General features: G+C 65.6%; 19 protein-coding genes. 5 read left to right on the top strand and 14 right to left on the bottom strand.

The genetic code is table 11. The features are described 5' to 3' along the window. Positions 1–91 precede the first annotated feature (91 nt). On the top strand, positions 92–769 hold the full coding sequence (locus tag AWB66_RS15820; protein ID WP_087631226.1) for a response regulator: 678 nt from the start codon (positions 92–94) through the stop codon (positions 767–769). Beyond that, positions 762–2,150 carry a sensor histidine kinase gene (locus tag AWB66_RS15815; RefSeq protein ID WP_087631225.1) on the top strand — a complete coding sequence of 463 codons (1,389 nt, stop codon included), beginning with the start codon at positions 762–764 and terminating at the stop codon, positions 2,148–2,150. Before AWB66_RS15820 ends, AWB66_RS15815 begins: the two co-directional genes overlap by 8 nt. 95 nt (positions 2,151–2,245) lie before the next feature. On the opposite strand, the gene crcB is transcribed toward AWB66_RS15815, so the two are convergent. The 9 genes from crcB to AWB66_RS15770 all read right to left on the bottom strand — a co-directional run bounded on the left by crcB (position 2,246) and on the right by AWB66_RS15770 (position 11,915). After that, positions 2,246–2,623, bottom strand: coding sequence for a fluoride efflux transporter CrcB (gene crcB, locus AWB66_RS15810; protein WP_087631224.1), 378 nt, complete (start codon positions 2,621–2,623; stop codon positions 2,246–2,248). 141 nt (positions 2,624–2,764) lie between these two features. Then, entirely contained in the window at positions 2,765–3,583 is an 819-nt protein-coding gene (locus tag AWB66_RS15805) for a M55 family metallopeptidase (protein ID WP_087631223.1), read from the bottom strand. Beyond that, positions 3,580–4,572, bottom strand: coding sequence for a DmpA family aminopeptidase (locus AWB66_RS15800; protein WP_087631277.1), 993 nt, complete (start codon positions 4,570–4,572; stop codon positions 3,580–3,582). The genes AWB66_RS15805 and AWB66_RS15800 overlap by 4 nt, the downstream gene beginning before the upstream one ends. Before the next feature lie 5 nt (positions 4,573–4,577). Then, positions 4,578–5,477, bottom strand: a complete 900-nt coding sequence (gsiD, locus tag AWB66_RS15795) for a glutathione ABC transporter permease GsiD (RefSeq protein WP_087631222.1) — start codon at positions 5,475–5,477, stop codon at positions 4,578–4,580. A gap of 7 nt (positions 5,478–5,484) precedes the next feature. Beyond that, the gene (gene gsiC, locus AWB66_RS15790) at positions 5,485–6,405 is read right to left on the bottom strand and encodes a glutathione ABC transporter permease GsiC (protein WP_087631221.1); all 921 of its coding nucleotides are present in this window, start codon (positions 6,403–6,405) and stop codon (positions 5,485–5,487) included. Positions 6,406–6,460: 55 nt separating this feature from the next. Then, entirely contained in the window at positions 6,461–8,038 is a 1,578-nt protein-coding gene (gene gsiB, locus AWB66_RS15785; protein ID WP_087631220.1) for a glutathione ABC transporter substrate-binding protein GsiB, read from the bottom strand. Positions 8,039–8,095: 57 nt separating this feature from the next. Next, a complete protein-coding gene (locus AWB66_RS15780; RefSeq protein WP_087631219.1) occupies positions 8,096–9,997 on the bottom strand; it encodes a dipeptide ABC transporter ATP-binding protein in 1,902 nt (633 codons plus the stop codon). An 11-nt stretch (positions 9,998–10,008) separates the two neighbouring features. Next, positions 10,009–10,983 carry an isoaspartyl peptidase/L-asparaginase family protein gene (locus AWB66_RS15775; RefSeq protein WP_087631218.1) on the bottom strand — a complete coding sequence of 325 codons (975 nt, stop codon included), beginning with the start codon at positions 10,981–10,983 and terminating at the stop codon, positions 10,009–10,011. Continuing rightward, positions 10,980–11,915: a MurR/RpiR family transcriptional regulator gene (locus AWB66_RS15770; RefSeq protein WP_087631217.1), complete on the bottom strand. Its 936-nt coding sequence runs from the start codon at positions 11,913–11,915 to the stop codon at positions 10,980–10,982. The genes AWB66_RS15775 and AWB66_RS15770 overlap by 4 nt, the downstream gene beginning before the upstream one ends. A gap of 303 nt (positions 11,916–12,218) precedes the next feature. On the opposite strand from AWB66_RS15770, the gene AWB66_RS15765 reads away from it, so the two are divergent. Next, positions 12,219–13,214, top strand: coding sequence for a LysR family transcriptional regulator (locus tag AWB66_RS15765; protein WP_087631216.1), 996 nt, complete (start codon positions 12,219–12,221; stop codon positions 13,212–13,214). On the opposite strand, the gene AWB66_RS15760 is transcribed toward AWB66_RS15765, so the two are convergent. Beyond that, positions 13,215–13,511 carry a YciI-like protein gene (locus AWB66_RS15760; RefSeq protein WP_087631215.1) on the bottom strand — a complete coding sequence of 99 codons (297 nt, stop codon included), beginning with the start codon at positions 13,509–13,511 and terminating at the stop codon, positions 13,215–13,217. It abuts the gene before it with no gap. Positions 13,512–13,589: 78 nt separating this feature from the next. Then, the gene (locus AWB66_RS15755; protein ID WP_087631214.1) at positions 13,590–14,078 is read right to left on the bottom strand and encodes a hypothetical protein; all 489 of its coding nucleotides are present in this window, start codon (positions 14,076–14,078) and stop codon (positions 13,590–13,592) included. A gap of 204 nt (positions 14,079–14,282) precedes the next feature. Between AWB66_RS15755 and AWB66_RS15750 the strand changes: the two genes are divergently transcribed. Continuing rightward, on the top strand, positions 14,283–14,537 hold the full coding sequence (locus tag AWB66_RS15750) for a GlsB/YeaQ/YmgE family stress response membrane protein (RefSeq protein WP_087631213.1): 255 nt from the start codon (positions 14,283–14,285) through the stop codon (positions 14,535–14,537). 83 nt (positions 14,538–14,620) lie between these two features. On the opposite strand, the gene hutI is transcribed toward AWB66_RS15750, so the two are convergent. Together hutI and hutU are read right to left on the bottom strand one after the other, a co-directional pair. After that, on the bottom strand, positions 14,621–15,826 hold the full coding sequence (gene hutI / locus AWB66_RS15745; protein WP_087631212.1) for an imidazolonepropionase: 1,206 nt from the start codon (positions 15,824–15,826) through the stop codon (positions 14,621–14,623). A gap of 3 nt (positions 15,827–15,829) precedes the next feature. Further along, on the bottom strand, positions 15,830–17,530 hold the full coding sequence (gene hutU, locus AWB66_RS15740) for a urocanate hydratase (protein WP_087631211.1): 1,701 nt from the start codon (positions 17,528–17,530) through the stop codon (positions 15,830–15,832). A gap of 261 nt (positions 17,531–17,791) precedes the next feature. On the opposite strand from hutU, the gene AWB66_RS15735 reads away from it, so the two are divergent. Further along, positions 17,792–18,001 carry a hypothetical protein gene (locus AWB66_RS15735; protein WP_087631276.1) on the top strand — a complete coding sequence of 70 codons (210 nt, stop codon included), beginning with the start codon at positions 17,792–17,794 and terminating at the stop codon, positions 17,999–18,001. Positions 18,002–18,021: 20 nt separating this feature from the next. On the opposite strand, the gene AWB66_RS15730 is transcribed toward AWB66_RS15735, so the two are convergent. Then, complete coding sequence (locus AWB66_RS15730; RefSeq protein ID WP_087631210.1) at positions 18,022–20,991, bottom strand: putative bifunctional diguanylate cyclase/phosphodiesterase; 2,970 nt, start codon at positions 20,989–20,991, stop codon at positions 18,022–18,024. Positions 20,992–21,033 lie beyond the last annotated feature (42 nt).

Here is a 21,033-nt window from a genome sequence, read left to right as displayed (position 1 = left end):
AGTTGCGAGCGCTTTCTGACCGCTTTCATTCGTTGTGGGTTTTCGCTCATCCAAGCCGTTTTAGTCTCATGGATTTCCCTAGGTCACCGTCATGCGCGTTCTGTTAGTCGAAGACAATCCCATCCTCTCGAAGTCGTTGACGGACGCGCTGACGCAAGCCCGCTTCGCTGTCGATTGCATGCATGACGGCGAGGCCGCCGATCACGTGTTGCGCACGCAGGACTATGCGCTCGTGATCCTCGACCTCGGTCTGCCCCGGCTCGATGGCCTCGAAGTGCTGCGGCGTCTGCGTCAACGGCGCAACCCGGTGCCGGTGCTGATCCTGACCGCGCACGGCTCGGTCGAGGACCGCGTGAAGGGCCTCGACCTCGGCGCCGACGACTATCTCGCCAAGCCGTTCGAACTCACCGAACTGGAAGCGCGTGCCCGCGCGCTGATCCGCCGCAGCCACGGCCACGAGCACACGCGCGTGGAATGCGGGCCGCTCGCGTATGACAGCGTCGATCGCAGCTTCCGGCTCGATGGCGAGCCGCTCGCGCTGACGCCGCGCGAACGTGCCGTGCTCGAAGTGTTGATCCTGCGCAACGGCCGCGCGATCAACAAGGACACGCTCTCGGAGAAGATCTTCGGCATCGACGAATCCGTGAATCCCGATGCCATCGAAATCTATGTGTACCGGCTGCGCAAGAAGCTGGAGAAGAGCAGCGTCGCGATCGTGACGCTGCGCGGCCTCGGCTATCTGCTCGAAGTGAAGCGCGAGGATGCCTAAACCCAATTTGCGGCGGCAGGTGTCGCTGTGGCTCTTGCTGCCGCTCGTCGCGCTGCTCGCGCTCGATTCGTGGCTCACCTACCAGCGCGCGATGAACGCCGCGCACGTCGCGTTCGACCGCTCGCTCGCGTTCTCGCTGAAGTCGATCCGCGAAGGCACGCGCCTCAGTGACGGCCAGGTCGAAGTCGATCTGCCGTACCTCGCGCTGGAGATGTTCGAATCCGATGCCGGCGGCAAGATCTACTATCTGATTCGCGAGGACAGCGGGCGCGCCGTGACGGGCTATGCGGACCTGCCGCTGCCGCCCAAGCGCGCGATGCCCGAGCCGTATCAGACGCGCTTCTACGATGCGACCTACCGTGGCGAGCAACTGCGCATGGGCGCCTTGCGCTTGCCGGTCCACGACGTTCCGACCGCGCAGACGCGCGTCGTGTGGATCATGGTCGGCGAGACGATCGAGCCGAGGCAAGCCCTCGCGCGCGAGATCCTGATCGGCTCGCTCACGCAAGAAGCATTGCTGATCGTGCTTGCGCTCGGCATCGTTTGGCTCGGGGTCGGACGGGGCCTGCGTCCGCTCAACCGTTTGTCGGCGACCGTCGCGGCCCGCGCCGACGACGACCCCGCCCCGCTCGATCAGACCGGCCTGCCGAGCGAAGTCGAACCGCTCGTCGATTCGATCAATCAATACATCGGCCGCTTGCGACGCATGCAGGAATCGCGGCGACGGTTCTTCACCGACGCCGCGCATCAACTCAAGACGCCGCTCGCCGTGATCCAGGCCGAATCGGAACTGGCGCTGCGCGAGGCGCGCGAGGAGCGCGCAAGAACGCATCTGAAGCGTCTGAACGGCGCGGTGCGGCAGGCGGGCAAAGGCGTGCAGCAGTTGCTCTCGCTGGCGCGGCTCGATGCGGACAGCGGCCATCTGGTGAAGCTCGCGCCGCTTTCGCTCGACAAGGTCGCGCGTAGCGTGACGCTCGACTGGTCGCCGGTCGCGCGCGCCCGCAACATCGACCTCGGCTTCGAGCAGGAAGAGAAAGTCGACGTGACCGGTCAACGCGATCTGCTCGCCGAACTCTGCGGCAATCTCATCGACAACGCGATCCGCTATGCAGGCGATGGATCGGTCATCACGGTGCGCGTGACGCGTGCGGCCGAAGGGCCGTTGCTGCAAGTGATCGACAACGGTCCCGGCATCGCACCACAGGAACGCGATGCGGTCTTCGAACGCTTCTATCGCAGCTCGGCGACGCAAAACGTGGAAGGCAGCGGGCTCGGTCTCTCGATCGTGCGCGAGATCGCGCGGGTGCATCACGCGCGCATATCGCTCGACGAAGCGCCGGGCGGCGGACTGATTGTCAGCGTGCAGTTCGCGAAGGACTGAGCGTCTTCTCCATGCGGAAGTTCTTGAAGTCCGCGCCTCGAAGGTGGCCGACTCGCGAGATCCGATGGCCGATACGGTCCGACTTCGATCACGGCTTAGCGCGCAAGCGAAACGGTCGCAATCCCGAGCACGGTCATCACGACCGAAGCCGTCACATGAATCGCGATCTCGCCCGCCGCCCAGCCGAAGCGCCCTTGCTGAAGATGCGCGACCACTTCTGCCGAGAAGGTCGAGAACGTCGACAAGCCGCCCATCAGGCCGGTGATCACGAAGAGGCGCCATTCGATCGAGATGTCCGGAACGCGGGCAAACCATGCGACCGCAATGCCAATCACGTAGCCCGCGATCACGTTGGCGGCAAGCGTGCCAAGCGGCAGGTTGGGAAACAGCGCATTGAGGCGCAACCCGAGCACCCAGCGAAGCAGGGAGCCGAGCGCGCCGCCAAGGCCCACGGCGATGATCGACAGATACATGGACAAAAGCGAAAGTGATTTGGAGGGACTACGCGTCGCGTGCAAGGCGTTCGATGAAGCGCTCCTTGCTCGATCTTGGCATCACGTACCTCGCACCGTTAAGCCGATGCAGGGCCTCATGATAGACGAAGGCGCGCGTCTTCACCTCAACATGAACGACATCGCCGAGAGGCTGTTGAGCACGCGCACCGCATGTTCGACCGACGGCGTATCGAACGCGAGCGTCACGCCGTCGATGCGTTCGAGCGTCGGCCACTGACAGAAGAGATCGGCAAGCGCAGTGGTCTGCACGCGCAGTTCGCAGTGCACAGGCTTAGGGAGCTTGCGAAGCCACGCGTGCGGCGCTTGCTCGACGACTTCGGCTGCCGCGCGCCGGATCGACTCGCACGCGCTGGCGGGCGATTGCGTGACGCCGCTCGAATAGCCGTGCGCGGTCTTGACCGTCACGAAGCGCGCATCGGCAAACGCGGGCCGTGTCTCTTCGACGAATACGTCGTCGCCGGTCAGGAGCGCCACGCGCGCGCCGCGTTCCTCGGCGAGCGCGCCATAGAGCCCTGCCTCGCCGACTTCCTCGCCATCGAGCGACACGCGTGCGAACGCGAAGCTGTTGATCGTATGCGAGAGGATGCCGCGACTTTGCGCCCGCGCGTGATAGCCGATCATGAACACGAGTTCGGGTTCGTCTTCGAGTCCGGCCATCATGCCGAGCGTGCGCGGCTTGCCGAGCACGATGCCCGCGCGCGCGTCGATCAGATCGGGCAGCAGGTTGCGAAAGCCGCCATGCGAATCGTTGACCCATACCTGTGTCGCGCCGCCCGCAAAAGCCCCCTCGACAGCCGCGTTCGCTTCGAGCGTCATCCAGCGGCGCGCGCGTTCGTATTCCGCGTTGCCCGCGCGCGTCTGCTCGGGATGAAACACGCCCGCGACGCCCTCGATGTCCGCCGAAATCAGTACTTTCATGGTTGCATGTCTTTGAGCGAAAGGCGGCGGTTGCCGTCGCGGCCAGTCACCGGTTCAGCGCTGAAGAGCGCATCGACGATGGCCTGCTCGACGCTGTCCGCCGCGGCCTGAAAGAGCGGATCGAGCCGCGCGTCGGCAACAAGCGCGGGCACCGGGACGAAGTCCGCGAGATGCGGGACCGTCCAGGCCGTGGTGAATGCAAGCGCGATGTCGCCGCTGCCGTGGCCGTAGACCGAACCCGTGCGCGCGAGGCCGGCGGCGGCGCGCAGTGAAAGGCGGCGCAACTGGCGTGCGTCGAGCGGCGCGTCGGTGGCGACGATCATGATGATCGAGCCTTGCTCGGGTTCGTGTTGCTGCATGGCGCGTCCGACAGCGATGCCATCCAGCTTCAGCATCGGTATGCGGCCGAAGTTAGCGAGCACGAGCGCGCCGGTCATGCATTCACGGCCCGCGATACGCACCGCGCGCGATGCCGATCCGATACCGCCTTTCATGTCGAAGCACGACATCCCGCGACCTGCACCGACCGAACCGCGCTCGAAGCCTGCATCGCACCCATGCAGCGCGTCGCGGTAATGCGACTCCTGAACCGCCAGCGCCTGAATGTCGTTGAGATAACCGTCGTTGCATTCGAACACGAGCGGATTGACGGTCGGCCAGTCTCGTCCAATCGACGGATTGGCTTCGATGGCATCGCGAATCTGCGCGTTCGCCACCGTGCCGACACCGAACGTGTTGGTCAGCGCAATCGGCGTTTCGAGCACGCCAAGCTCATCGACTTGCACGAGCCCGATGCTCTTGCCGAAGCCGTTGATCACGCTCGCGGCGGCCGGCACCTTGCTGCGATAGAGGTCGCCGTCATGCGGCCGCACGACCGTGACGCCCGTCTGCACCGCGCCTTCGTCGAGCGTGCAATGCCCGACCGTCACGCCCGCCACGTCCGCGATCGTGCCAAGCGGCCCGGCGGTCAGCGAGCCGATGCGTGGCATGGCGATCATGGCCGGTCCAGCTTCGGATCGAGCGCATCGCGCAGGCCGTCGCCGAGCAGGTTGAACGCAAGCACCGTGAAGAAGATCGCGAGGCTCGGAAACACGGCGATATGCGGCGCCATCGCCATGTCGGCGCGCGCCTCGTTGAGCATCGCGCCCCACTCGGGTGTCGGCGGCTGTGCGCCGAGGCCGAGGAACGAGAGGCTCGCGGCGGTGATGATCGAGGTGCCGATACGCATTGTGAAGTACACGACCACCGACGAGATCGTGCCCGGCAGAATGTGCCGCACGATGATGGTCCAGTCCGACGCGCCGATGCTGCGCGCGGCTTCGATATACGTGAGATGTTTAAGCGAGAGCGTGTTGCCACGCACGAGCCGCGCGAACGCCGGAATGCTGAAGATCGCGACCGCGCAGATCACGTTGATCATGCCGTTGCCGAGAATCGCGACCACGCCGATGGCGAGCAGAATGCCGGGGAACGCGAACAGCACGTCGGCGACGCGCATCACGATGCGGTCCCACCATCCTTCGTAGTAGCCCGCGAGCAACCCGAAGAACGTGCCGATGATCGCGCCGATCACGACCGACAACAGCCCCGCCGATAACGAGATGCGGCTGCCCGCGAGAATGCGGCTGAAGATGTCGCGCCCGAGCGAATCGACGCCGAACCAGTGCGCCGCCGACGGTCCCGCGTTGAGCGCGTCGTAGTCGAAGAAATTTTCCGGATCGTACGGCACGATGTACGGCGCGATGATCGCGATCAGGATCAGGAGCAGCACGAACACGCCCGCGGCAAGCGCGACCGGCTGCTTTTTGAACTTGCGCCAGAACTCGCTCCACGGCGTGCGGATTTCGTGGCTCGCTATCGCGGCGGCCTTGGCTGTGTCGGCGGTCACGCTCATGCGGGCCTCACTTGAAGCGGATGGTCGGATTGATCACGGCGTACAGCACGTCCACGATCAGGTTGATCACGATGAACTCCAGCGAGAACAGCAATACCTCCGCCTGGATCACCGGATAGTCGCGCATCTCGACGGCATCGACGAGCAGGCGCCCGAGCCCCGGCCAGTTGAACACCTTCTCGACGACGATCGAGCCGCCGAGCAGAAAGCCGAATTGCAAGCCCATCATCGTGACGACGGGAATCATCGCGTTGCGCAGGCAATGCTTGATGATGACGACCGGTTCGTGCACGCCCTTCGCGCGCGCGGTGCGCACGAAGTCCTCGTTCATCACTTCGACGAACGACGCCCGCGTGAAGCGCGCCATCACCGCAGCGACGGCCGCGCCGAGCGTGATCGAAGGGAGGATATAGCTCTGCCACGAACCGTCGCCGACGATCGGCAGCCAGCCGAGCTTCACCGAAAATATTTCCATTAGCAGCATGCCGAGCGCGAACGCCGGAAACGAGATGCCCGACACCGCGAGCGTCATGCCGATGCGGTCCGGCCACTGGTTGCGCCACACCGCCGAGACGATGCCGATCGTCATGCCGAAGATCACCGCCCACACCATGCTCGCGATGGTAAGCCAGAGCGTCGGCATGAAGCGCTCGGCAATCTCGGTGCTCACGGGGCGCTTGCTGCGCGTCGAGGTGCCGAAGTCGAACCGCACGACCTTCTTGAAGAAGTTGACGAACTGCTGCGGCAGCGGCTTGTCGAGACCGAGATCCGCGCGCACGAGCGCGACCGTCGCTTCGTCGGCTTCGGCGCCGGCGGCAAGACGCGCCGGATCGCCCGGCAGCATGTGCACGAACAGGAACACCAGCACCGCGACGATTAAGAGCGTCGGCAGCAATCCGAGCAGGCGTTTGGCGAGAAAGGTCAGCATGAGTCGAGTCAGTTCGGCCGGGCATCATCGACGCATGACGCCCGGCCATCGGCGGTTACTTGATGGCGATTTCGTCGAAGCTGAACGAGCCGTCGGGCATCACGTACGCGCCCGAAAGCCGCTTGCTGCGCGCGTACACGACCTTCTCCGTGACGAGGAAGACCCACGGCGCATCGGCCCAGATGCGCTTTTGCGCATCGGCGTAGAGCGCGGACTTCTCGTTGCGGTCGGTGGTCGCGAGCGCCTTCGCCAAGTCCGAATCGACCGTTTCGTTCTTGTAGTACGCCGTGTTCGACAGCTTCGGCGGGAACGATGCGCTCGCGAGCAGCGGCGAGATGGCCCAGTCCGCTTCACCCGTCGACGACGACCAGCCGATGTAATACATGCGGATCGGCGCGGTGGCCGGGTCCGGCGCGCTCTCGACCTTCGCCACACGCTGGCCCGCTTCGAGCGCCTGCACCGAAGCCTTCACGCCGACCTGCGCGAGTTGCTGCTGCACGAACTGGATGATCTTCTGCGCGGTCGAGTGGTTATAGCCCGACCACAGTTCCGTTTCGAAGCCGTTCGGATAGCCCGCTTCCTTCAGAAGCTCGCGCGCCTTTGCCGGGTCGTATTTCCACGGCCCCGTCTTCACCGCGTAGTCGACTCCCTGCGGCACGACGCCTTCAGCCGGCATCGCATAGCCCGAGAACGCCACCTTCACGAGCGCTTCCTTGTTGATCGCGTAGTTCATCGCCTCGCGCACCTTCGGGTTGTCGAAGGGCTTCTGCAGCATGTTCATGCTGATATAGCGCTGGATGATGGACGGCGCCGCGATCAGGTCGACCTTCGGGCTCGACTTGAGCGCCGCCGCCTGCTCGAACGGCACCTGGAACGCGAAGTCCGCTTCGCCCGTCTGCATGAGCGCCGCGCGCGTGTTGTTGTCGACCACCGGCTTCCAGTCGATCATGTCGATCTTCGGATAGCCCTTCTTCCAGTAGCCCGCGAACTTCTTCACCTTCAGGTCGTCGGTCTGCTTCCATTCGACGAATTCGAACGGGCCCGTGCCGACCGGATGCATCGCGATGTCCTTGCCGTACTTCTTCAGCGCCTCGGGCGAGATCATCACCGCCGAAGGATGCGCAAGCACGTTGATGAACGCCGAGAACGGAATCTTCAGCGTGATTTTCACCGTCTGCGGATCGATCACTTCGGTCTTCTCGATCTTGTTGAAGAGGTTGTAGCGCTTGAGCTTGTTCGCCGGATCGGTCACTCGGTCGAAGACGGCCTTCACCGCATCGGCGTTGAAGTCGGTGCCGTCATGGAACTTCACGCCGGTGCGCAGCTTGATCGTGTAGACCTTCGCGTCGGGGCTCGCTTCATAGCTCGTGGCAAGCACGTTGACGATCTTCATGTCCTTGTCGAAGCCGAACAGACCCTGATAGAAGGACTTCGCCACCGCTTGCGACAGCGTGTCGTTCGCGTCGTAGGGATCGAGCGTCGTGAAGGTCGACGCGACCGCCATCACCGCCATGGTTTCGGCGTGAGCGGGCATCGCGGTGAGCGTCGTGAGGACGCAGGCGCTCGCGCTCGCGGCGATCAGCGCACGCAAGCGCAACAGCTTGAACTTCGGACCTGACTTCGAGAGCGACATCGTTGAACTCCTTGGCTTGACGTTATGATTCGCTGGAGGTGCACTGCAAGCTGGTTATCAATAGGCCCCGCCGACATGATGCTCGGCAACGTAATGATCCGGCGCGACCGCGACCAGCTTCGCGACGATGGGTTCGTCGCCGAGCTTGCGGATGGGACTCGGAATCTCGTCGGCGGCGAGCATGCGTTTCGCGTGGCGCCGCGCGGGATCGGCGACGGGCACCGCGCTCATCAGCTTTCGCGTATACGGATGGCGCGGTGCTTCGAACACGGCCTGACGCGGACCGATCTCGACGATCTGTCCGAGATACATCACCGCGACGCGATGGCTGACGCGCTCGACCACCGCCATGTCGTGCGAGATGAAGAGATACGCGACGCCCAGTTCGCGCTGCAAATCGAGCATCAGGTTGACGATCTGCGCCTGCACGGAGACATCGAGCGCGGACACGGATTCATCCGCGATCACGACCTTCGGGTTCAACGCGAGCGCGCGTGCAATCGCGATGCGCTGACGCTGGCCGCCCGAAAATTCATGCGGATAGCGCTGCGCCGCTTCCGCCGGCAAGCCGACCTTGTCGAGCAGCCAATCGACGCGCGCCTCGGCTTCCTTGCCCTTCGCCACGTTATGAACGAGGAGCGGCTCCATGATCGAGAAGCCGACCGTCAAGCGCGGATTGAGCGACGCGAACGGGTCCTGGAAGATGAACTGGATATTGCGGCGCAATGCCTGCAACGCCGGGCCGGCGAGCGTGCTGATGTCGCGTCCGTCGAATTCGATCGAACCGCTCTGGCTTTCCACCAGCTTGAGAAGCGAGCGGCCTGTCGTCGACTTCCCGCAGCCCGATTCGCCGACGAGCGCCAGCGTTTCGCCCGGACGCAGGTCGAAGCTCACGCGTTCGACCGCATGCACCGCGCCCGTCACGCGGCCAAAGAGACCGCTCTTCACCGGAAAGCGCGTGACGAGATCGCGCACGCGCAGGATCGGCGCGGCAGCGGCATCGACGGCCGGCTGATGCTGCGCTGCCACCGCTGCGGAAGGACGCAGCGCGCTCGCATCGTCGGGCGCGACATCGGGCGCTTCCACTTCGACGACCGGAAACTTCGCGGGACGATCGGTGCCGTGCATCGCACCCAGCTTCGGCACGGCCGCGAGCAGCGCCTTCGTGTACGGATGCTTCGGCGCGGCGAACAGCGTGTCCGACGCGCCCTCCTCGACCTTCTCGCCGCGATACATCACGAGCACGCGGTCCGCGACTTCAGCGACCACGCCCATGTCGTGCGTGATAAAGATCACGCCCATGTTCATCTCGTCCTGCAGGCCGCGGATCAGTTGCAGGATCTGCGCCTGAATCGTGACGTCGAGCGCGGTGGTCGGTTCGTCGGCGATCAAAAGCGCGGGCTTGCACGAGAGCGCCATCGCGATCATCACGCGCTGGCGCATGCCGCCCGACAACTGATGCGGATAGCGCGCGAACACGCGCTTCGATTCCGGAATGCGCACGAGATCGAGCAGGCGCAGCGCTTCGGTGCGCGCCTCGCTGCGGCTCTTGTGCTGATGCAGCGCGATCGCTTCGGCGATCTGGTCGCCGACCGTGAACACCGGGTTCAGCGAGGTCATCGGCTCCTGGAAAATCATCGCGATGTCGGCGCCGCGAATCGAGCGCACCGTCGCATTCGAGACGCTCGCGAGGTCGAGCACCTGATCGTTGCGCCGCCTGAACGCGATGCTGCCCGAGGCGATCCTGCCGCCGCCGTGTTCGACGAGACGCATCAGCGCGAGCGACGTCACCGACTTGCCCGAGCCCGATTCGCCGACGATCGCGAGCGTCTCGCCACGGTCCACGGTGAACGACAGATGCTTCACCGCTTCGACGAGCTTCGCGCCCGCGCGAAATGTCACCGACAGGTCGTTCACTTCGATCACGCGCGACGGCGGCAGCGTCTGGATGGCAGGCATCGTGTGTTCCTTCAGCGATAGATCGCGGTCACGGGCGTGTCGCCCACGCGCGCGAAGCCGCGGTACATGCCTTCCGTATTGAACGGAAGCGTCACGTTGCCCTTCGCATCGACGGCGATCAGGCCGCCGCGTCCCTCGATGCGCGGCAGCCGTTCCATCACGACTTCGGCCGCCGCCTGTTCGAGCGTCGCGCCGCGATACTCCATGCGCGCCGAGACGTCGTAGGCCGCCAGCATGCGCATGAACATCTCGCCCGTGCCCGTGGTCGAGACGGCGCAGGTCGCATCGTTCGCGTAGCAGCCCGCGCCGATCAGCGGGGCATCGCCGACGCGTCCCGGCTGCTTGTTGGTGATGCCGCCCGTCGAGGTCGCCGCCGCCACGTGGCCGTGCGCATCCCGTGCGACCGCGCCGACCGTGCCGAACTTCTTGTCGGGATCGATGGGCTCGTTCGGGCCTTCATCGCGGGCGTCCATCGAAGCCGCGTCGTGGTCTAGCATCGTGCCCTGCACGCCGCGCGCATTGAGCCATTGCCGGTGCCGCGCCTCGGTATGAAAGTACGCGGGATCGACGAATTCGAGCCCCTGCGCCGCCGCGAACGCTTCCGCGCCCTCGCCCGTGAAGAGCACGTGTTCGCTCTTGTCGAGCACCCGGCGCGCGGCGAGCACGGGGTTCTTCACGCGCGTCACGCAGCACACGGCGCCGGCTTCGAGCGTCGCGCCGTCCATCACGGAGGCGTCGAGTTCGTGCGTGCCCGCCGCCGTGAACACGGCGCCGTGGCCCGCGTTGAAGAGCGGGCAGTCTTCGAGCAGGCGCACCGCTTCGGTGACCGCGTCGAGCGCGCTGCCGCCATCGGCGAGAATGCGCTGCCCCGCTTCGAGGATGCCTTCCAGCGCGGCGTGATACGCCGACTCGGCTTCGATGCTCAGCGCCGAGCGCAGGATCGTGCCCGCGCCGCCGTGAATCGCGATGACGGCTTGTGTAGTCATGTCTTGGTGTCTTCGGTTTTAGGTGACGCCGGGATGTGCATCGCCGGCTTCACGAGCCACGGCAGCACGAATTCGGTCAGGCCCGAAGCCGCTTCGACGGAGCGCTTCGCCCGCTGCGCGACCGCGTCGCACAGCGCTTCGATGACGGCCAGCACCGCCGTGTCGCAATTCGCGGCGAGGCGCCGCTCGGTGCGGATCGTCAGCACGAGGTCCGCGACCTGCGCGAGCGGCGACGCCGCGCCGTCCGTCAGCGCGACCACGCGCACGCCGTGGCCGGCGGCGAGGCGCGCGAGTTCGATCGTATCGTCGACGTAGCGCGGGAAGGCAATCGCAATCAACAAATCGCCCGGCGACGCGTTGAAGAGCCGCCGCGCCGCGTGCGACGGCCCGCCCATCAACGCAAGCGACTGCACGTTCGCGCAATACGGCGTCAGTCCGTGTTCCATCAGCCCGGCGAGAAACGCGCTCGCGCCGTAGCCCAGTACGAAGACGCGCCGCGCCTCCAGAATCGCGTCGACCAGGGCCTCGGCGATGCCGCCGTCGATCGCCGCACGCGTCATCTGCAAGTTGGACGCCACCTGTTCGAGCGACGCGTCGAACACCTGCGAGCCGCTCGCGGGCGACTCCAGCGCGGTGCGCAGCCGCTCGACCGGCGCGATGGTCGCCTCGAAGCCGCGCACGAGCGCCTCGCGAAACGCCGGGTAGCCGTCGAAGCCGAGCGCGCGCGCGAAGCGGTTCGCCGTCGCGACCGACGCGCCCACGGCGCTCGCCAGTTCGTCGATGCGCATCGTCGCCGAGCGGAACAGGTTCGCCAGCACGAACGCGCCCATGCGCCGGTGAATCGGCGTGAGCGTGGGCATGGCGGAGGCGATGCGCACGGAGATCAACTCGTCGCCCGAGGGCGACGTGACGGTGGACGACGGACGGGCCATACGCGCAAGAGCGCCCTTGGGGAAATGTAATGAAACTATGTTTACCCAAAACCGCCGTCAAAAAAAATTCATTTTCATCAACTGCGGGTTTCCGATGAGACGCTCTGCAGCAGCAATGCGTGTCCTTCGATACTCCCGCGCGCCGGACCCCACAGAATCGGGCAATAATCCGCGATTTTTGGGTATTCACCCAGACGACGTGCCTGCTTACGATGTCACCATCGCCGGCCCTTCCCGCGAGAGCGCAAGCAAGAACCAACACCGCGCACGGGGCCCGCTCCCTCATCGTCAAAGGAAAACACCGTGCTCGATCGCATCCATGCAATGCGTGTCTTCACGCGCGTCGTCGATACGAACAGCTTTTCGCGTGCAGCCGAATCGCTCGCCATGCCGCGCGCGACCGTCTCCACCACCATTCAGCAACTGGAGGCGTTGGTCGGCGTGCAACTGCTCGCCCGCACGACGCGCCGCCTGAATCTCACCGTCGACGGCGCCGCGTACTACGAGCGCTGCGCTCAGATCCTCGCCGATATCGACGACCTCGAATCCGGCTTCCACGCGGGCGAAGACCGCCTGCGCGGCCGCCTGCGCGTCGAGATGCCCGACACGGTCGCGACTTCCATCGTCGTGCCCGCGCTGCCGGACTTTCACGCGCGCTATCCGCATATCGACCTGTCGATCGGCATCGGCAATCGCGCGGTCGATCTGGTCGGCGAAGGGGTGGATTGCAGCGTGCAACTCGGCGAGCTGCCCGATTCCGGCCTGATCGCGCGCCGGCTCGGCACGTTCGAGCACGTGACGTGCGCGAGCCCGGCCTATCTGGAGCGCCACGGCACACCTGAAACGCTCGACGATCTCGCGCGCCATGTCGCCGTGAATTGTGTGTCGGAGAAGACCGGGCGGCCGTGCGATTTCGACTTCGAAGTCGACGGAAAAGCGCTGACGGTCAAGATGCCGGGATTCGTCCAGGTGGCGGACGAACACGCGTATCTCGCGTGCGGGATTGAAGGGCTCGGGCTGATCCAGCCGGCGCGGATCGCGGCGCTCCCGTACCTGCGCTCGGGGCAGTTGCGCGAAGTGCTGCCGGCGTGGCGGTCGATGCCGATGAATGTGTCGGTGGCGTTTCTCAAGAGCCGGCAGGCGACGCCGCGCGTTTCCGTCTTCGTCGGCTGGCTCGCGGAACTGTTCGAGCGTTCGCAGCAGGTCGACGACGCGATGAGCCGGATCTTTCGCGCGGCGGGTCGCGGTCGTGCGCCGCGCAAGGAACACGCGCAGCCGGCAACCGCCGACGAAGGCTGATCAGCGCACCGGCGTCGCCGCCGAATTTCCCACGACCGTATTCCACTTGCGCACCTGCCAGTGCGTGACGAGCCCGTTGATCACATACGGATCGTTACGCGCGAATTCCTCGGCGGCCTGCGGCGAATCGATGTGAAAGAGCAGCATCGCGCGGTCGACGGGTTCGTCGAGCGCGCCCGCCAGCACGATTTCGCCGCGCTCGACGGCGGCCCACGCGAGCGTCAGGTGCTCGTCGCGAAACTGCACGCGGCGCTCCATGTAGTCGGAGCAGAGATCGTAGATGAGGACGTAGTGCATGGCGCGTCTCCTTGGAACAAGAGCCGATTATCGTGGCGCTCGCCGCTTTTCAGCAAGGCGGCCAGCGCGCTCCCGCGTTCAGCCCGGCTTCTGGAATTCGTTCGCGGCCCAGGCCTCGGCGCTCGCCTTCGTGAGCTTGAATCCCGCCGACACACGCGCCTGCGCGAGCTGCGCGCCGAACGCATCGAACGCCTTCAGGTCGGCGTAGGGATCGTCCTCGTCCGGGACGATGTCGAGCGTAACGGTCACGTCGTCACCTTGCACGCTCACCGTGACATTCTTGTGCAGCATCGCGTGACGCTGCTGTTCGTGCCGGCGCCGCACCTCCGACGCCGTCTTCACCAGCGTGCGGAACGCCCCCGCATCGAGCGGCTTCGGGTTCTTCTTGTCGCGGCCCATCGTCCACGGGCCGACGAGCGCGGGTTCCGCCTCGCCGTCGCGGATCATCTCGACGGCCCAGCCGTCGTCGTCCTCGTTCTTGATGACGCGCGCGGTCCAGCCGTCGTCGCGCCACAGGCGGTCTTCGTGGATGGCGTCGTCGGTCTGGTCGAGTTCGGAATCGGTCATGGCGGTGATCGTTGTTGCATTCGGGACGCGATTTTAACCCGCCGGCCCGCCAAGCCACGCCATCGTGTCCGCGCCCGGCCATTCGGCAGAGGGACCGGGCACGAACCGTGCCTCTGCCGTCATACCCAAATCCGGGTTGCCGTGCTAATTTGCACATACCGGCCGATGCCCGGCCGCAGCCAAACTCTCTCAGGGAGCAAACGCATGCTTGCATTCATCGGGACTTTGATCGTCGGATTGATCGTGGGGCTGATCGCGCGCGCGATCAAACCGGGCAACGACAGCATGGGCTGGATCTTGACCATCGTGCTCGGCATCGCGGGATCGCTGATCGCGGGCTACGTCGGCCGCGCGATGGGCTGGTATCAGCCGGGGCAGCCGGCGGGCTGGATCGCCTCGGTGATCGGCGCGATCGTGCTGCTCGTGCTGTGGGGCCTGTTCACGAAACGACGCGCCTGATCGTTCGCGAAACCGGCACGCGATAAAACACCTCGCTCGATTTTCCGGGCGAGGTTCTTTTTTGGCTCGTGCGGTCCGCCGGTTCAGCCGCTCACGTCGATTCCATGCCGCACCACGCGCTTGGGCAGATCGCCGCCGAGCCAGTACGCCAGTTCCGCCGGCCGGCCGATCTGCCACGCGACGAAATCCGCCGTCTTACCCGCTTCGAGCGATCCATGCGTCTCATGCAAGCCGAGCGCCCTCGCCGCGTGGATCGTCACGCCCGCGAGCGTTTCCTCGGGCGTCATCCGAAAGAACGTGCAGCCCATGTTCAGCATCAATCGCACGGAAAGCGCGGGCGACGTGCCCGGGTTCAGGTCGCTCGCAAGTGCGATCGGCACGCCGTGGCGGCGCAACGCGTCGATGGGCGGCAACTGCGTCTCGCGCAGCATGTAGAACGCGCCCGGCAGCAGCACCGCGACCGTGCCCGAGCGCGCCATCGCGACCGCGTCGTCCTCGGTCATGAATTCGAGATGATCCGCCGATAGCGCCTCGTAGCGCGCCGCGAGACTCGAACCGTGCAGCGACGACAACTGTTCCGCGTGCAGTTTCACCGGCAGCCCAAGTTCGCGCGCGGTCCGGAACACGCGCTCCACTTGCTCGGGTGAAAACGCGAGGTGCTCGCAAAAGGCATCGACGGCATCGACGAGACCTTCTTCTGCCAGCGCCGGCAGCATCTGCGCGCAGACGGCGTCGATGTAGTCGTCCGGACGGTTCGCGTATTCCGGCGGCAGCGCGTGCGCGGCGAGACAGGTCGTGCGCACGGTCAGCGGCAGTTCCGCGCCGAGGCGGCGCGCCACTCGAAGCATCTTGCGCTCGTTCGCGAGATCGAGGCCGTAGCCCGATTTCACTTCGACCGTCGTCACGCCTTCGCGCAGGAAACCGCTCGCGCGGCGCTTCGCGCTCGCGAAAAGCGCGTCCTCGCTCGCCTCGCGCGTCGCGCGCACCGTGCTCGCGATGCCGCCGCCCTCCGCCGCGATCTGCGCATAGCTCACGCCTTGCAGACGCTTTTCGAATTCGCCGCTGCGATCGCCGCCGAAGACGAGATGCGTATGGCAATCGACGAAACCGGGCGTGACCCACGCGCCTTCCAGATCGACGATCTCGCAGGCGTCATGCGCGGGCAGCGACGCGCGCGGCCCGATCCACTCGATGCGCGCGCCGTCGGTGACGATCGCCGCGTCCTCGATGGCCGAGTACGCGCCGCCTTTCATCGTCGCCGCGTGACAGTATTGCCAGAGTCGTTTCATCGCTTACTTCTTCGGCATGGCGCCTTCGATCATCGGCAAATCAAGGCCCTTTTCGCGCGCGCATTCGATGGCGTCCTCGTAGCCCGCATCGGCGTGGCGCATGACGCCCGTCGCCGGGTCGTTGTGCAGGACGCGGGCAATGCGCGCGGCGGCTTCGTCGGTGCCGTCGCAGACGATCACGACGCCCGCGTGCTGCGAAAAGCCCATGCCGACGCCGCCGCCATGATGGATCGATACCCACGTCGCGCCGCTCGCGGTGTTCAGGAGCGCGTTGAGGAGCGGCCAGTCGGAGACGGCGTCCGAGCCGTCCTGCATCGACTCGGTTTCGCGGTTCGGACTCGCGACCGAGCCAGAATCCAGGTGATCGCGGCCGATCACGACCGGCGCCGACAGCTCGCCCGAGCGCACCATCTCGTTGAACGCGAGGCCGAGCTTCGCGCGCTGCCCGAGGCCGACCCAGCAAATCCGCGCGGGCAGTCCCTGGAAGCTGATGCGCTCGCGCGCCATGTCGAGCCAGCGGTGCAGATGTTCGTCGTCGGGAATCAGTTCCTTGACCTTCGCGTCGGTCTTGTAGATGTCTTGCGGATCGCCGGAAAGCGCGGCCCACCGGAACGGCCCGACGCCGCGGCAGAAAAGCGGCCGGATATACGCCGGCACGAAGCCCGGGAAATCGAACGCGTTCGCGACGCCCTCGTCCTTCGCCATCTGGCGGATGTTGTTGCCGTAGTCGAAGGTCGGGACGCCCTGCTGCTGGAACGCGAGCATCGCGCGGACGTGCTCCGCCATCGACTGCTTCGCGGCCTTCACCGTGCCCGCCGCGTCGCTCTGCGCGCGGTCGCGGTACTGCGCCCAGGTCCAGCCCTTCGGCAGATAACCGTTCAGCGGATCGTGCGCGCTCGTCTGGTCGGTGACCATGTCCGGGCGCACGCCGCGCCGCACGAGTTCCGGCAGCACGTCGGCGGCGTTGGCGCACAGCGCGATCGAAATCGCGCGGCCCTCGGACGTGTAGCGCGCGATGCGGGCGAGCGCGTCGTCGAGATCGGTCGCCTGCTCGTCGACGTAGCGCGTCTTCAGGCGGAAGTCGATGCGGCTCTGCTGGCATTCGATGTTGAGCGAACAGGCGCCCGCGAGCGTCGCCGCGAGCGGCTGCGCGCCGCCCATGCCGCCGAGGCCCGCGGTCAGCACCCAGCGGCCCTTCAGGTCGCCGCCGTAGTGCTGGCGCCCGGCTTCGACGAACGTCTCGTAGGTACCCTGCACGATCCCCTGGCTGCCGATGTAGATCCAGCTTCCGGCCGTCATCTGGCCGTACATCGCGAGGCCCTTCGCATCGAGTTCGTTGAAGTGCTCCCAGGTGGCCCAGTGCGGCACGAGGTTCGAATTCGCGATCAGCACGCGCGGCGCGTTCTCGTGCGTCTTGAACACGCCGACCGGCTTGCCCGACTGCACGAGCAGCGTTTCGTCGGCTTCGAGGCGCTTGAGCGTCTCGACGATCTTGTCGAAGCACGCCCAGTCGCGCGCCGCCCGGCCGATCCCGCCGTAGACGACCAGTTCCTTCGGATTCTCGGCCACTTCGGGATCGAGATTGTTCATCAGCATGCGCAGCGGCGCTTCGGTCAGCCAGCTTTTGGCGTTGAGCGTCGTGCCGCGCGGCGCGCGGATCTCGACATCGCGAAAACGGAAAGACGGCCGGGAAGATTGGTCCACGAGAACTCCTGCGCTTTGAGGGTGGGACGATCCGCCTGCAATCAGACAGATCCGATAAGGCAGATGGTCTTGTATATACAACTTCGGTTGTATTAGGGGTTTCCCTCGGTCTTTCGCGCCGGGCTTATGCGAGCAAGCACCACAGCTTGTATAGACAGCAAAAACAGCGCGCGGGCGATGCGAGCGAACGCCGCATCGAATTATTTTCCGGAATTTTCTCCGGTTATGGTGGGCGCAATTCCATTCGATCCAGCCCGCGCCATGAGCACACTCGAAGCCCTCCACGCGATCGTCAACGACGAAGCCGCGCCGCAAATCATCCGCGATCATGTCGTCGATTCGCTGCAGTTCGCGCTGCGCAACTACCCGGGCTATTTCACGACGAAGGAAGTGCAGTGGCTCGCCGAGTGGAACGACACGCGCATTCCGATTGCGGCCACGAAGCTGCTGGCCGAGTTGAAGACGGCCTGAGCGGCCGCCGAAAGCAAAGCTCAGTGGCGCGACGCGACCCGCGCGCGCCACTCGTAGCCGTAGGACATCGCCTGTTCAGGTTCCGACAGGCATTCGATGAAGTTCACGACTTCCGCGTCCCGCACGAAGCTCGCCGCCGAGGACGCCGCGAGGATCGCCGCGCTTTCCTGCGGCTTCGCGATCAGATAACCCTGCACGTAGTCCACGCCGATTTCCTGCAACGCGCGCAGCGTATCGGCGTCCTCGACCCATTCCGCGACGCTGCGCATGCCGAGATTGCGCGCGAGCGCCACGATCGCCTCGACGATCGCGATGTCGGCCGGATGCGCGCACATCGTGCGGACGAACTCGCCGTCGATCTTGAGCGCGTCGGCGGATAACGCCTTCAGGTATTTGAACGACGTGTAGCCCGCGCCGAAGTCGTCGAGCGCGATCTTGCCGCCCATGTCGTGGACGCGCGAAATGAAGCGCTGCGTGTTCTCCAGATCGTGCAGCGCGACGCTCTCCGTGATTTCGAGGCACAGGTAATGGACGATCGACCGGTGCTGCGCGAAGAGCGCGAAGATGTCTTCCATGAACTGCTCGTCGTTGAGCGACCCGCCCGACAGATTCACGCAGATGAACTGCGTGTTCGGCAGCATGTGATGATGCTTTTCGATCCACGTGAGCAGCGTCGTCATGACCCAGCGGTCGATGGCCGCGATATTGCCCGACTCCTCCGCCGCGACGATCACCTTGCCCGCGGGCAGCGTCGTGCCATCGGGGGCGCGCATGCGCAGGAGCACCTCGAAGTTGAGCGACTCCGTCGGCGCCGAGAGCGACATGATCGGCTGCATCACGAGGAAAAGGCCCGCCGGCAGCCGGTTGCGTCCGAGCGTCTCGACAAGCCGCAGTTCTTCCGCGCGCTCCTCGAACGCGGCCGCGCCCTTGCGATACGTGACGAGGCGCGTGTGCGCGACCTTCTTCGCCTCACGGCAGGCGCGGTCCGCGTTCGACACCGCGTCCTGCACGCGCACGCCGCGCGAACACTCGACGAGCCCGATCGACGCCTTCACCTGAAACGCGCGATTGCCGACCTGATACGGCGCGTCGGAAAGCACGGAAATCAGTTCGTGACATTGCGCGATGGCGTCGTCGATGGCGGTGTCGCTCATCACGCAGACGAACTCGTCGCCGCCGATGCGACCGAGCGGATATTCGCGCTCGAAATGCGCGCGCATGCGGGAAGCGACCTGCTTAAGCACTTCGTCGCCGGCGCGGTGGCCGAACAGGTCGTTCACGAGCTTGAAGCGGTCGAGGTCGACATAGGCGAGCGCCCAGGGCAGCGCTTCGTCGCTGTCCACCGCGATCGCTTTTTCCACGCCGCGGCGGTTCAGCGACCCCGTCAGCGGATCGTGCTCCGCCAGAAAGCGCAGGCGCTCGATGGCTTTCGAGCGCTCGGTGACGTCCTGCAACGACCCTTCGACCCAGCCGTTCGATTCGATCGCCTTCAGCAGATAGCGCCGCTCGCCCGTGCCGCGCGCGGCGGCGCCGCCCATTTCCAGTTCGCCGTCGCTGCCCTTCGACGCCAGCGCCTGCAGCGCGCCCCAGGCGCCCGCTTCGAAATAATCGTTCCAGTGACGCGCCTTGTATTCGGCCTTGTGCAGATCGAGCATCGCGCGCAACGCCGGGTTTGCGCGCACGAAGTGACCGTCGGAATCGAGCGTGAAGAGGCCGATTGGCGTGACTTCGTAGGTGTTGCGCAGTTCGGTCTGCGCCTGCCGGCGGTGCTCGCGCTCGGCGCGCATCTGCTCGGCGATCGCGAAGGCCGCCATCATGCTCGACGACAGCGCGGCCGTCACCGTGTTGACGCCGCCGAACAGCAGCTTCAGCCCGAAGGCCGCGCCGAGCACTTCGGAAAACGTGGCGAAGAGCACGATTGCGAGCGATGCGACGTACCACATCACCGTGCGCGAGCGGGCGAGCCAGACGAGCCGCGCGAGCAGGAAGATCAGCACGCTCATCCCGAAGCCGCCCAGCACCCACAGCGCCGGAATGAAGCGCGAATACGGCAGCACGACCGACGACGCGAGCAGCACGAGTCCGACGTACTGTCCGGCGCGCAGGAGCCATCGGTAGCCGATCGCGCGCAATTCGCGCCGGAACAGCTGGCTGAAGAGCGCGCCCGTCAGCAGGTAGTACGCGGCGAACGTGACTTGCCGCAGCACCGGAATCCAGTCGGGCGGAATCACGCGGTCGAGCCATTGCGTGTCCCAGCCCATCGCGTTCGCGCACAGCCGCAGATTGCCGACGAGCCACACCGCGAAAATCACATAGGTCCACTCGCGATTGATGATCGCCGTGACGAAGACGAACACGGCGAGCGTGAGCAGCCCGCCGCCGATCAGCCCCGCGCTTTCCTGGAAGTCGAGCGAGGAATTGCGCAGGCCCGGCGCATCCCACGCCTGCACGCTCAACTGCGCGGGGCCCGAGAACGTGCCGCTGCACACGATCGGCACCGGTTGCGCCAGATGACCGAGATAGACGGAGAAGCCGGCCTTGACGGCGCGCATCTCGCCCGTGACCGATTCGCGGTCGGCAGTGCCGAGCGGCTGCATCGTCGAGGCGATCCAGCATGCGAGGCTTTGCGCATGCCGCGACGGAAATTCGATGAGCGTCGGGTGGATCGACGCCGACGCCGGCACGGTGAACGTGAACCAGACGGGCGTTTCGGAGAGTTGCGTGCTGTAGCGCGCCGTCGTGGGCGCGTCGCGCAGACGGCCGAGCGCGGCGGCGGGCGTGACCGCGGCATCGCGCTCGTCGAAGACGTGCAGCGGCAGCGTCACGGCGCCAGCGGATTGAAACTGATGCGGCAACAGCAAAAGCGTGGCGATCGTGCCGGCCGCAATCAAAAAGGGAACGATATAGACGGAAAAAACATAAAGCGCGCGGTCAAGCCACGACCCCGCGTGCCGGTATTTCGAAAGGGAAAATAACGTAACCGACGCCATGCTGGAAAATCCCCGTGGTGCACGACACGTGCCGCGCGGACG

Origin of the sequence: Caballeronia telluris, assembly GCF_001544495.1 — a bacterium.
Taxonomy (GTDB): domain Bacteria; phylum Pseudomonadota; class Gammaproteobacteria; order Burkholderiales; family Burkholderiaceae; genus Caballeronia; species Caballeronia telluris.
Note: the sequence above shows the minus strand (reverse complement) of the source record. Positions and strands in the feature narration are given on the sequence as shown.